Source organism: Nisaea sp. (assembly GCF_039990255.1).
Lineage (GTDB): Bacteria > Pseudomonadota > Alphaproteobacteria > Thalassobaculales > Thalassobaculaceae > Nisaea.
This window is the reverse complement of the sequence record NZ_JBDXGG010000018.1, coordinates 276,636-289,052: the sequence shown is the minus strand read 5'-3', so window position 1 is coordinate 289,052 and position 12,417 is coordinate 276,636. Positions and strand designations below refer to the sequence as shown.

The 12,417-nt window shown below is 60.4% G+C and carries 13 protein-coding genes; 3 read left to right on the top strand and 10 right to left on the bottom strand.

Features of this window, described 5'->3' with window-relative positions; genetic code table 11:
* Positions 1-443: 443 nt before the first annotated feature.
* The 6 genes from ABJ076_RS11575 to ABJ076_RS11550 form a co-directional block, all read right to left on the bottom strand.
* Positions 444-1,076 (bottom strand): DUF3726 domain-containing protein, encoded by a 633-nt coding sequence (locus ABJ076_RS11575; protein ID WP_348194325.1) that lies wholly within the window; start codon positions 1,074-1,076, stop codon positions 444-446.
* On the bottom strand, positions 1,073-2,710 hold the full coding sequence (locus ABJ076_RS11570; RefSeq protein WP_348194327.1) for a hypothetical protein: 1,638 nt from the start codon (positions 2,708-2,710) through the stop codon (positions 1,073-1,075). Before ABJ076_RS11570 ends, ABJ076_RS11575 begins: the two co-directional genes overlap by 4 nt.
* A 95-nt stretch (positions 2,711-2,805) precedes the next feature.
* Positions 2,806-3,864, bottom strand: a complete 1,059-nt coding sequence (locus tag ABJ076_RS11565; RefSeq protein ID WP_348194329.1) for a betaine/proline/choline family ABC transporter ATP-binding protein — start codon at positions 3,862-3,864, stop codon at positions 2,806-2,808.
* 16 nt (positions 3,865-3,880) lie between these two features.
* A complete protein-coding gene (locus tag ABJ076_RS11560) occupies positions 3,881-4,918 on the bottom strand; it encodes an ABC transporter permease subunit (protein ID WP_348194330.1) in 1,038 nt (345 codons plus the stop codon).
* A 123-nt stretch (positions 4,919-5,041) separates the two neighbouring features.
* Positions 5,042-6,019: an ABC transporter substrate-binding protein gene (locus ABJ076_RS11555; RefSeq protein ID WP_348194332.1), complete on the bottom strand. Its 978-nt coding sequence runs from the start codon at positions 6,017-6,019 to the stop codon at positions 5,042-5,044.
* 182 nt (positions 6,020-6,201) lie between these two features.
* On the bottom strand, positions 6,202-7,194 hold the full coding sequence (locus ABJ076_RS11550; protein WP_348194333.1) for a membrane dipeptidase: 993 nt from the start codon (positions 7,192-7,194) through the stop codon (positions 6,202-6,204).
* 175 nt (positions 7,195-7,369) lie between these two features.
* On the opposite strand from ABJ076_RS11550, the gene ABJ076_RS11545 reads away from it, so the two are divergent.
* Positions 7,370-8,269, top strand: a complete 900-nt coding sequence (locus tag ABJ076_RS11545; protein WP_348194335.1) for a LysR family transcriptional regulator — start codon at positions 7,370-7,372, stop codon at positions 8,267-8,269.
* 52 nt (positions 8,270-8,321) lie between these two features.
* On the opposite strand, the gene ABJ076_RS11540 is transcribed toward ABJ076_RS11545, so the two are convergent.
* On the bottom strand, positions 8,322-9,305 hold the full coding sequence (locus ABJ076_RS11540) for an Ldh family oxidoreductase (RefSeq protein WP_348202602.1): 984 nt from the start codon (positions 9,303-9,305) through the stop codon (positions 8,322-8,324).
* 122 nt (positions 9,306-9,427) lie between these two features.
* Here ABJ076_RS11540 and ABJ076_RS11535 point away from each other — a divergent pair, with 122 nt between their 5' ends.
* Together ABJ076_RS11535 and ABJ076_RS11530 are read left to right on the top strand one after the other, a co-directional pair.
* Positions 9,428-10,018, top strand: coding sequence for a thioredoxin domain-containing protein (locus ABJ076_RS11535; protein WP_348194339.1), 591 nt, complete (start codon positions 9,428-9,430; stop codon positions 10,016-10,018).
* Between the two features lie 15 nt (positions 10,019-10,033).
* Complete coding sequence (locus tag ABJ076_RS11530; protein WP_348194341.1) at positions 10,034-10,303, top strand: hypothetical protein; 270 nt, start codon at positions 10,034-10,036, stop codon at positions 10,301-10,303.
* 65 nt (positions 10,304-10,368) lie between these two features.
* On the opposite strand, the gene ABJ076_RS11525 is transcribed toward ABJ076_RS11530, so the two are convergent.
* From ABJ076_RS11525 to ABJ076_RS11515, 3 genes are read right to left on the bottom strand one after another with little or no spacing between them, the layout of a single operon-like run.
* Entirely contained in the window at positions 10,369-11,298 is a 930-nt protein-coding gene (locus ABJ076_RS11525; RefSeq protein WP_348194343.1) for a carbon-nitrogen hydrolase family protein, read from the bottom strand.
* Positions 11,298-11,894 carry a GNAT family N-acetyltransferase gene (locus tag ABJ076_RS11520; RefSeq protein ID WP_348194345.1) on the bottom strand — a complete coding sequence of 199 codons (597 nt, stop codon included), beginning with the start codon at positions 11,892-11,894 and terminating at the stop codon, positions 11,298-11,300. Before ABJ076_RS11520 ends, ABJ076_RS11525 begins: the two co-directional genes overlap by 1 nt.
* Positions 11,891-12,319, bottom strand: coding sequence for a ketosteroid isomerase-related protein (locus ABJ076_RS11515; RefSeq protein WP_348194347.1), 429 nt, complete (start codon positions 12,317-12,319; stop codon positions 11,891-11,893). The genes ABJ076_RS11520 and ABJ076_RS11515 overlap by 4 nt, the downstream gene beginning before the upstream one ends.
* Positions 12,320-12,417: the final 98 nt, after the last annotated feature.

Sequence of the window (12,417 nt, the reverse complement as noted above, 5' to 3'; positions counted from 1 at the left end):
CATTTCGCTCAGATAGCCCGCACATTCGGAAGCTCAGAAATTTCCGAATAATCAAAAAATTTTGTCCTACCAGTGTATGAAATTTCTATGCAACCTTTCATAGAAGAAAAAATGAAAGACCTTATGGTGTCGCAAGTTAAGTGTTTTTTGCTTCGCTGATCGGGAGTTCGGCAGGAAAGCCGGTGTTGAGCCCGTTCGCCTCGTTTGTCGTAGGAACCTTGATTGCTATCCCACTCACATGGTTCTTCGCGCGGCATATCAGACAATTGATGGATGAGGCCGAAGGAACTGATTGAGCGTGCTGACCGCCAAGGTCAGGACTATTATCGACTTTCTTCTGGATAAAATTGGTAATGCCCGGCGCCTGATCGCTGTTATCACTGTGCTCGAAGCTCAAGAAACCCCGTAGGCTGGATTTACCGAGTTCGGGCGATTTTTTTGCGTCAGTCGTCTTCGGAAACACCGGCGCCGGCGCCAAGCAAGCGCGAAGCCTCGGTTGCAGGCGCATAGGTTCGCTCGGCAAACCTGCTGAGAACGGCCCAGGCCTCGGGATTGGGCAGACATCGGGTCGCGTGCGCAGAAACTTTTCCAACAGTTCCGCCAGCGCGAACCAAAACGTCCTCCGCCACTGAAATCCGTGTTCCTGTCAACGTGAGGATCCGGCCATCCGTCAATGCGGAAAAAGCCGGTGTGCTCACAGTGACGGTCATTTCCAATTGGAGTGCCGCCCGCGCCGCAAAGGGCAGCAGGAACATAGGCTCGAGAACAATCTCCATACGGATCTCCCGCGACCTGAGCTGCGCCGCGCTATCGGACAGCATCACTCCGGCCAGCAGCGGACACAGCCAGGCTCCCTCCGCCTGTATTGTTCCGGCACCAGAGGTCGGTGTGTGTTCTGCTAAGGTTTCTCCGTCAATTCGCTCAAGTAGGCCGGCAAGAACCGCAACGCTATCCTCACTCTGCATGCAGAGCCAGCGGACTGCCTTGCCCGCCTCTTCGGCCAGCCCCCAGCCGTAGCCAGCACCACGGGCCGCCTTTCGCGCGGTGGCTTCGGCTTCGTTGAGCGAATATGTCATGACGGAAGTGCCGGGTAGCCCCAGAAGTCCGCATTGTCTGCCATCAGGTCTTCAGGATAGGGGGCGCCCGCATACATGCAAATACGAACCCAGCGGTCAGAACGCGGATCAAAATGCGTGGCCCCGAAAAAGGACAGCTTGGCGCGCAGCATATCGATGGGGAGGACATCCGCCGAAATGGTGTTGTCCCGGATCTCACCATAGGGTGCGATCCGGCTGATCTGAGCCCGCCGGACCGTGTGCCGATGTTCCGGATGCAAACGCAGGAACTCGGATATCGGCGTGTCGGGCGCAAAACCGGACAGCGCGGCATGGGCGGCTGCGGCATCACGGGCAGGGGCGAGCGGCTGTTCATAGGCAGCAATCGGCTCCTCGAACCGTTCCCCCAGACGCGGCTCCAATTTCTCCGCCGAGACGTACCAGGCGCGGGCGATAGATCCGGGTGCGCTCCAGTCCACATCGAGCGCCCACCCAAATGACGCGTCGATCAATCTGCACACTTCACCCACTGTCATGGCACCGTCGATGGAGAACACCGAAGCGTCGTTGTCCGCCATCTCGTCCGCCAGCCCATCGACCAGCCCGGAATAAGGCTCCAGGATCAGCGATGCCAGAAGCTCCTGCCCTTCTTCGGTCAGCGCCGTTTCGGCCCAGTTGATCAAACGGTTCCATGGCTGATCGTCAGTAAGGTCGGCCTCGGTAACAAAGGCCATCAGCGTCGCCAGATCCTGCCGGAGTTCAACAAGCCGCGCCTGCTGGATCGGATGGGAGGAGTGCCAATCGGCCACGGACATCCCGGATCGCTCAAGAATCGACAGAAACATCGACCGTTCTTCGGCAGTTGCGGTTGCCACTGAACGGACGCGCGCAATGGCCTCTTCCCGCGCCGCGATCCAGTTGTTGAACAACACCGGATGGTTGACGATGAAGGGCGCCATGCCTAGGCCGGTCGAATTCCCGATCCCCAGTGATTGCGCGATCGCCGGGTCCAGCGCCGCGGTCCTGGCGCCGCCTTTCGTCCGTGCCATATGTTGCACGAGATCGCGGACAAATGTCCGGGTCATGAAGACCGACAGCATCTCTGCCTGGAACGGAGCCCGCATCTCCGGCCGGCCGGCGATCATCTCACGATCCGCCGCGCCGAACTTCCCCGAACCGTAAACCGCGGTCGTCCGCATCAGATAACCGACCGCCTTGACCTTCTCGATGTCCGGCTGCTCGCCGGCGGCCAGGGCGTCAACCACATGGCTCCAGAGGCGCACTGAACGGTTGGCCCGCGACAGGCTGAGTTCGGCCTCACTGATCCGGCCGGCTTCCTGGAGCGGCACGTTGCGGGACAGCCGTTCGATATCAGCCCCGGAGGGAATGCCGTCAAATAGGCAGAACGTGGCATCCCAGGCCTCGGCAATAACCCGGTCGGAACGCATCTCATCCGGCAGGTCATGGGCGAACGCGACGAGCGAATAGGTGCGTTCCGGGCCTTCAGCGCTATAGACCGCGTGGCCGACGCCGTTGGCGTCGATGTCGAATTCGCGGCATGAGAACGTCCAGTTCTCCCGCGCCAGCCGGCGCAAAAGAATGCGCATGAAGCTGAGCCGGCTCTGATGCAGCGAGCCCAGGCGCTTCAGCCGCATTACTTTCGCCGGCGCACGTCGAGCGACAGATGAGTGCGTCCTGTTCATAAGGAATTCAGTCTGGAGCATGCCAATGCCGCCAAGCCTAAAGTGTGTCAGTACTTCCTGGCACCCTCTTCCGAAGCGACGCGCGGGACCAGTGCCTTCAATAGATGGGTCATATCAAGGGTACCGACAGGGGCATCGTCGCGCAAAACGATGTAGGAATGCGAAATATCCCCGCCGGACTTCTCGATCATGCTTTCCAGCGTATCGTCACAGTCCACTTCGCCATGGGCGTCGGCCGGCACTTCGCCGTTGATCGGGGTCATGATCGACCGAACCCGCAGCACGCGGGCGCGGTTGATGTCACTGACGAAGTCCTCGATATAGGGGTCGTTCGGGTTGAGGAGAATGTGCTGCGGCTCCCCCTGCTGCACGATCGAGCCGTCTTTCAGGATTACAAGGTGATCCGCCAGCTTCAGCGCTTCGTCGAGGTCATGGGTGATGAAGACGATGGTCTTGTGCAGCTCCCGTTGCAGCTCAAGCAAAAGGTCCTGCATATCGGTACGGATCAGAGGGTCAAGGGCAGAGAACGCCTCGTCCATCAGCATGATCGGCGAGTTGGAAGTCAGCGCCCTGGCGATCCCGACGCGCTGCTGCATGCCGCCCGACAGCTGATGGGGGTAATGCTCCTCGAAACCCTGCAACCCGACCCGTTCCAGCCATTTATGCGCTTCCGGCAGGGAGTCCGCATCGTTGACACCGCGGACCGCCAGAGTGGTCGCCGCGTTCTGCGCCACCGTACGGTGCGGCAACAGGGCAAATTTCTGGAACACCATGGACATCTGTTCGCGCCGGAGGTTCCGCAGCGCCAGCTCGTCATATTCGAGAACATCCTCGCCATCGACCTCGACCGCGCCTGCCGTCGGCTCGATCAGGCGGTTGAGATGGCGGATCAGTGTCGATTTTCCGGAGCCGGACAGCCCCATGATGACAGTGATTTCTCCCTCGCGCATATCGACATTGATGTCCTGCAAGCCCAGCACATGCTGGTGCTCTTCCAGAAGCTCGGGTTTGCCGACACCGGCACGGACATGCTCCAGTGCAGCAAGCGGGTCATCCCCGAAGATCTTGTAGAGGCTGCGGATCGATATCTTGATGTTTCCGGACATCTGATGCCTCCCTGCCCTACTGCTTCTGCGCGGCGTTGACGCGATCGAGGGCCGCCTTGGTGACCCGGTCAAGAATGATCGCGAGCAGCACGATGCCGAGCCCCGAGATCAGACCGACCCCAAGTTCAAGATTGCGGATGCCGCGCAACACCAGCACACCAAGCCCCGGCGCAGAAACGAGGGACGCGATCACCACCATGGCGAGGCTCATCATGATGGTCTGATTGACGCCGGCCATGATGTTCGGCAGGGCCAGCGGGATCTGCACGCCGAAGAGCTTCTGCCGGTCGGTCATGCCGAAGGAATCGGCTGCCTCGATCACATCCTTGTCCACCAGACGAATGCCGAGATCGGTCAGCCGAATCACCGGCACGATGGCATAAAGAATAATGGCGATGCCGTAGAGCTTCGGCTCAGTGACCGAGAACAGGAAGATCAACGGGATCAGATAAACGAAAGGCGGCAGGGTTTGCAGCATGTCGAGCACAGGGATCGTCATGCGCTGCATGGTATCGTTGCGCGACATGGCAATGCCGATAGGGACTCCAAACAGAACGCACAAAAAGGCGCATACGAAGATGATCGCCAGCGTCTGCATCGCGTGGTCGTAGTGATCAATCAATGCCAGGAAACCAAGGCACAGGGTAACGAACCCGACCAGACGCCATGATTTTGAGGCGAAATAGACAACCAGCATCAGGACCGGGAACATTACCCACCAGGGCGCGACCTCGAAGACCGAGAGGGTGAATTCGAGGATCCAGCTCAAGGGCTGTGTCATCGGGTCGAGCACGACCCGCAAGGCGTCCTTGATCGCAAGGAAACCGTCTTCGACACCTTTGGTGACGACCCGGGACTGCGGAAAACTGGCACAAGCCTTGTTGAGGGCATCCAGGGACGGGAACGGGAGCTCCCACCATGGCGTCTCGGCAACCTCCCCGCCCTTGGCCTTGGCCAGCAGGTCGGCCATGGAAAGCGGACCGTCATCGGTCTTGTCCGCGTCGCACCAGTCCCTCAGACCAAGGCCGTTGAAAAGCCCATCATAGGTCGCCAATGCCAGATTCCCCCTAAACGCAAGGAGTGCAGTCCAAAAAACCGCTCTCAGCCAAAATGGTGCCGGAGAAGCCTACCCCCGGAGACCCGCGAGGCCAAACGGCCCCGCGGGATTTGGCATCACTTACTTGATCAGCGCAGAGAGTTTCGTACGCGCATCATCGCTCACCCACTTGCTCCAGACATCGGACTGGGTGGAGAGAAAACGGACCGCGGCCTCTTCAGCTGAAGCGCCTTTGGCTTTCTTCCAGGCAAGGACTTCGTTCATCACATTGACGTCGAAGCTCACCTTGCTCATGAGCTCCGCCACGGCCGGTTCACGTTTCTTGAAATTGGCGGTGACGACAGTCAGCACCGGCGCCGGCGGGAAATCGGAAACACCCGGGTTGGCGTTGTCCTTGTTCTGGTTCCCGGTGTGGATTTCCTGGTTGATGGCGCCGATCTCAACCTTGGCCATCTTGTACTGGCCAAGCACGGCTGTCGGGCCCCAGTAGTAGCCAAACCACGGCTTCTTGTCCTCGTAGGCCGCAGCGATGGAGGTCGCCAGTGTTTCGCCGGAACCGTGGTTGAAGACCTCGATACCATTTCCGGGCAGATCCAGCGCCTTGATCAGATTGTCATTGACGATCCGGCAACCCCAGCCGTCCGGGCAGTTGTTGAACTGCGCGCCGACCAGTTTCGGATTGGCGAGGACGCCCTTCATGGTCAGCAGCTCGGGATGCTTGTCGGCAAGATACTGCGGAATCCACCAGCCCTCGACGCCGCCGGGGGCGAGAACGTCCGCCAGTGCCTCAACCTTGCCCTGGCTTGCCATCTTGGCATAGGCATCGCCCGTTGAATTCAGCCAAAGCTCGGTAACAATATCCGGCTCGCCATTCTCGGCCAGCGACGCGACAGCTGTGGTCGTGGCGGACGGGACCTTCTCGACAGTGCAGCCATAGCCCTGTTCCAGCAGGAACTTCGACACTTCGGTGATGATCTGGGACGATGCCCAGTTCATTTCGGTGATCGAGACTTTGCCACAATCAGCAGAGGCCGTCGTCGCGGAGGTCATTGCAGTGGCGACCACCGCGCCGACCGCCAGCATTTTCAGCATTTTCATGATTTCAGTTTCCTCCCTGTGGGCGTCATTTCGTCCGATATTCTTTGCTCTCCGGCTCGTCACCCGACAAAGAGGCCACAGCCAAAGCTGGTCGATGATGTGGCGCCGGACCGCTTCAATCAAACAGGATTAACTGATCTTCAGTTCAACAGAACTGAAATGACCAGTTGAATCACGACGTCTCAGTCCCTGGATGCGGGTCCGAAGGAGGTGCGAAAGAAGTCGAGCCAGTTGCGTTGAGCGATGCAGTCGATTTCGTCAGCACCAAAACCAATATCGCGTAGACCATTCAGGATATTGCCGAAATCCGTATTGCCGTGGAACCATTCTGGTTGATCCGGGAAGCCCTGAGCCGCCGCTGAACCTTCACCGTAATCAAGATCCCGAGTCCAGGTTCCATTGCGCATCCAGGTGACAACTCTATCCGGCTGATCCTGACAAAGATCGCTGCCAAAACCGATATGACCGACCCCGATGAGCTCTGCCGTGCGGGCAATCATCTCGCAAAAACTCTCAATTGTGCAGTTTGACTTGTCTTTCAGATGGTGTGGATAAAGCGAGAACCCGAGCATCCCGCCGCTCTCTCCGAGAGCCTTCAGAACATCGTCTGATTTGTTGCGAAGCGCCGGCATCCAGTGCGACGGGTTGGCATGGGTGATGGCGATCGGACGTTCGGAAATCTCGATTGCCTGCAGCGTCGATTTCTCCGCCGAATGGCTCATGTCGATGACCATGCCGACCCGGTTCATCTCCAAAATCACCTGGCGCCCCATACGCGTGACACCCGTATCTTCCGACTCATAACAGCCGGTCGCCAGGAGACTCTGGTTGTTGTAGGTCAGCTGCATGAAGCGGATGCCGAGCTGGTGGCAGATTTCCACCAGACCGATGTCGCATTCAATGGGGGACGCGTTCTGACACCCGAAGATGATCGCGGTACGGCCCTCCGCGACAGCAGCCTCGACATCTTCAGCAGTGTGTGCGGGCCGGATCAGATCGGGATGCGTTTCAAAATGCCGGTTCCAGGTTTCGATATTGCGGACGGTCTCGCGAAAGTCCTCGTGATAACAGATGGTTACATGAACAGCCCCGACGCCACCCTCGTGCATCTGTCGAAAGATTTTCTCTGACCAGTTGGCGTATTGCAGCCCATCGATAACAGTTTGCTTGGTCATGTCGTGCCTCCGGACTGCCTGCACAGATGCAGGACGTCTTTTCCTGGGTGCAGACTTGGCTGCACCACGCGACGGCGACAGGATCGCCGAGAAGCGCCTAGCTAATTTCACGGTAGCAGTTCAGGCAATCCGAAATTATTGTTTTGAATTTCAGCATTCCTGAAGCGAGATTGCCATGATCAAGCTGGAAGCGCTGCGCGCCTTCATCGCCGTCGCCGAGGCGGGGAACATCAAGGACGCAGCCGCACAACTCTGCCGCACGCCGTCAGCCGTATCGATGGCCCTGAAAAACTTCGAGGACGAGCTCGGGAGCCCCCTGTTCGAAACGGACAGGAAGAACAGCCTGACCGCTCTTGGTGGCTTCATCCTCGAAACCGGCCGGCTCCAGGTTCAGAGCTTCGACCGAACAGTTGGCCATATCCGGGCCTTCGCCGACAACAAGATCGGCAGACTTTCCATAGCGTCCGTTCCGTCAGTAGCAATACATATCTTGCCTTCCATACTGCCCGAGTTCATACGAATCAGATCGACTGTGGATATAGAGCTCCATGATATGGACAGCGGAAACGTTGGGGCTTTCGTTGAATCCGGACAAGCGGATCTGGGTATTGCAGGCCGGCCCTCGTCGCCCGCACTGATTCATTTCGAGGCCCTGTTCAGAGACCCGTTCAAGGTTGTCTGCGGGTCCGATAGCGCGCTCGTTGCCCTTGGACGACCGGTGAGCTGGCAGGATCTGTCGAGCGAGGTCCTGATCAGAAATGGCGCTTCAGAATCTATTGACCTGCCCGGATACCGCGCGTTGAGCGAGCGGGCGACGATCACGGTGCGGAACGTGACTTCCTTGCTAGCCCTCGCCCGGTCAGGTCTTGGCGTCACGCTACTGCCCGCACTCGCGACCAGAGACCTGCCGGATGGCGTGGTGGCGCTTGAACTTGCCGGGACGGAGAGTATACGCGAGGTCGGGTTACTCTCCCGAAAAGGAACCGCACTGAACCCGGTCGCCCTGGCTTTCAGGCGACTTCTTCTGGAAAGCATGCCCGAGCCGGAGCGTGTCGAACCGATGCTCGAGCGCTGAGAAGACAAGCGTTGACCTGATGAAATTGGGCCCGGAGCCGGTCCGGGCCAGATCAGGCCAGACCCGCCAGGCCGAGGGTCTGTTGCCATACTGCCGGCTCCAGTTCCACAGGGTCCCGGTCCTGTTTTCCCTGCCCCGGCATCCGCGCTCCTTCATCCAGCGCGACGGCGTCCACGACTTGCTGCAAGCGGTCAAAGAAAGCATCGGAGGTCCCAGGATCCATCAGCAGATAGTATTGCCCGAGATCATGCGGAGCGCCTTCGGGAGCCTTCAGCGGCTTTACGTCCCGGCTGACAACGCCGCCGGTCATTCCGGCGGCCAGCAGCTCCGCCATCAGACCGAAACCCCACCCCTTGGGGCCGCCCAGACTGACCAGAGAGCCGCCGATCGCCGCCGCGGGATCGGTTGTGGGCCGGCCTTCGGCATCAATCGCCCAGCCCTCAGGAATCTGCTCGCCCGCTGCCTTGGCCATGGTGATCTTGCCAAGGGCTACCGTCGTGGTGGACTGATCGAACTGCATCGCCCGCCCGCCCGCGCCATCCGGCACGGAAAAGGCGATCGGGTTGGTCCCGATCACACGCGTATTGCCTCCCGGCGGGGCCACGATCGGTGAGGCATTGGTCATCCCAAGGCCGATCAGACCTTCACGGGCGATCTGCTCGGTGAAATAGCCGAGAGACGTACAGGTATGCGCGTGCCCGACAGCGAGACTGGCCACGCCGCATTCACGCGCCGCCGCAACGGCTTCTGGCAAGGCGCGCTCGAACGCCGGCTGCGCAAACCCGAAGAGCGCATCTACCACGACCGCACCCGGACGCGGACGGGACACGACCGGCTCGACGTCGCCTTTCACCCGCCCGCTGTGCAGCTGCCTGCAGTAGCTTTCGAGATAGTAGAGGCCGCAAATCCGGTTCCCGACCGCTTCGGCCTTACGCACGGCCCGCGCCACGCTCGCCGCGATCCAGGGCACGGCACCGTGCCGCTGCAATGCCGCCGCGACCGTTGCCTCGATCTCATTCAGAGCTATCTGCGGCATCGGGCTCCCTTCCCTCGAAACGCCTTCAGTCGGTAATCTCAGTTCCTGCAATGCCTGACGTTGAATTGACACGCCACAAGTTTTGACAGTGCTACCCTCCCGAAGATCGGAAGGCTCTATCCATGAAACGCGTTTTTCTGGCCCAGCTCCTGTCTCTCGTGGTGAATCTGCCGGTGCGGGAGACGCACGCAAAACCCGTCAGTCATCTGGCAGGCAGCACCTCGCCCTACCTGCTGCAACATGCGGACAATCCCGTCGATTGGTATCCGTGGGGGCCGGAGGCGCTTCAGAAGGCCAGGTCGGAAGACAAGCTGATCCTGATATCGGTAGGGTACGCCTCCTGCCATTGGTGCCATGTCATGGAGAAAGAGAGCTTCATGAACGAGGAGATCGCGGCCCTGCTGAACCGCGATTTCATCTCGGTCAAGATCGACCGGGAAAGCCGTCCGGATCTGGACGAGCAGTTCATGACGGCGACGCAACTCATGACCGGCAGCGGCGGCTGGTCGAACATCGTCTTTCTCACATCAGACGGCGACCCGTTTTTCGCGGCCACCTACCTGCCGCCGGACAAATTCCGGACCGCGATCTCCTTTGTACAGGATGCCTGGACGGACGATCGCCGCCGCGTCAGGCACGAGGCGGCCAGGGTGACCCGCGCCGTCTCCGCGCAGTTATCACAGAAAGCCGAGACGCAAGAGATTACGCCGTAGATCGTCGAGACGCTGATGGCCGGGATCATCGACAAACTGGACCCGTTCAATGGCGGCTATGGCATCACCCCGCAGTTTCCCCGTGAGACGCTGTTCCTGTTTCTTCTGGACCACGCCGAGCGCACCGGCGACCGGGAGACGCTCTCCGCCGTCACCGGGATGCTGGACGGCATGATCCTGGGCGGTATCCACGACCATGTCGGCGGCGGCTTTCACCGCACCCCCGCCATTCGACCAGCACAGACGAACGTCCGCTCCCCACCCATTGCGGACTTTCGCGGTTGATTGATCGGCTTCGGAGGCTTTGCCGAAAGCGGCCAGCGCCCCACGCCGTTTAATAAGTGCACGTCCTAGACTTCTTCAGAGAGTAGATCAAACGTCCGCACCGGCGGGATTGGCCAGAGGTCGGCGCCGGGTTGGTCGTTCCAGTGCTGGTGGTTCAGGACCTGTCCGGCCCTCCGCGCTTCGGCGACCAGATCGAGATTGATCTCGGCGAAGAGCAGCATGTCCTCGTCGAACCGGCCTTCGGCGACGATCCCGGTTTCCGGGAAGCCGATATCGGGCGGACCATAGACACCGGCGACGCCACGGTTGATATCGACGGATGGGGACCAGGGTGCCTTGCCGACGGTCGGGCTGACGATTGCATAGCACTGGTTCTCCAGCGCCCGGGCCATGGCGCCGACGCGGACCCGGCCATGGCCGCGCAAGGTGTCAGTGCAGCTCGGGATCAGGATCAGCTCGGCCCCGGCCTCCACCATGGTGCGGACCAGCAGCGGGAATTCGCAGTCGTAACAGATGGCAATGCCGATACAGCCGAGATCGGTTTCGAAGACGGACAGCCCGTCGCCGCCGCCGATTGCCCATTCCTCCCGCTCGAAACGGGTCATGATGATCTTGTCCTGATGCCCGTTTCTGCCGTTCGGCGCGAACAGGCGCGCCCGGTTCACCGGCAGCTCCCTGCCCGGCACCCGAACCGGCAGGGAAGCGGCGAGAAAATGCAGGCCGTGTGCCGCCGCAAGATCCTGATGCAGCGCGTCCACTTGCGGCGCCAGCTCGTCGAGCGCACCGATCTGCCCCTGCAGGTCCGCCTCAACCTTCTCGCCGAAGAGCGACGCCAGCTCCATCGCGCCATATTCCGGGAACATCAGTAACGACGCTCCACCATGCGCGGCCTCTTCCGCCTTGGCGGCGATGCGGTGCGCATAGTCCTCGAAACTCTTCGGTCTGCCGATGCCGTATTGGGCGGAGGCGACCGTGAACTTTCGTATCCGGCCCATCAGAGCTCCCGGACCCAGAACTGCATCAGCTTCTCGCTCTTCTCTTCCTCGTTCAGGTCTTTCCAGCTGAAGCCCGTCGTCAGGCCCTCGATGCGCCGGTAGCCGAGCCGTTCCCAGACCGCCTCCACCGGGCGGGCCTCGTGATCCCGGAGCGGGTGATCGGCGGGCCTGACGACACCGCAGAATGTCTCCCAGCGAAAACCGCCGAGCCGCCTCGCATGCTCTCGGCGGCGCTCCAGAAATTCCCGGTAGAGGCCACGGCCGCGATATTCAGGCAGCGTGACGGTTTCCGCGCCATAGAACACTTCGGCCGGATCGTAACCGTATTCACTGAAAGGACCGATCAGCTCCTCATGCTCGGAAAGCAGCGGCATCCCAGTGGAGACACCGATAACGGTATCCCCGTCCTTCGCGGCGACGATGATCGCCCCCTCGGCTTCCGAAAGCTTGGCGATGTACCAGCGCTCAAATTCGAGTGTTCCGTCATAGAGGTAAGGCCATTCCCGGAACACGGCGATGCGAAGCGCCGCGACCTGCTCGACCGCTTCCGCGAAGCCCGGGCTTCCGGGGGTCAGAACAGACAGCGCGATACTCATGCCGCCTTCCCGGTCACCTGTGCGATCCAGTCCTCAAGATTGTAGTAAGTGGTCACCCGCGAGATCTTGCCGTCCGTGATGTCGAGGAAAGTGCCGCCGGGCAGCCGGTAGGTCTGGCCGTTTGCGGCCGGCAACCCCTCGTCATCGGCCAGATAGGTGCCGCTGACCGTGAATTCGGCCGCCGCCCTGCCGCCGTCGTCCGAGACCATGATGACAATGTCCGTCAGCTGCTCTTTGTAAGAGCGCTCCATATGGCCACAGAATTCCCCGAACAGCGCCTTGCCACTGCGGCGACCGCCCTGATTGACGTCATGCGCGACATCGTCGGAGAGACAGGCCAGCATTCCCGGCACGTCTCCAGCGTTGAAGGCATCATAGTAACGCTGCACGAGCGCTGCGGCGGCTGACTGACTGTTGGCGGACATGGTGGCGGCCTCTGGTTTTCAGTGAGTAGTGTGCGGCGGTCCGGCACAGTAATGCCGCCCGCTGCTTCATGAATCAATGCTGGCCACTCTAGAAATGC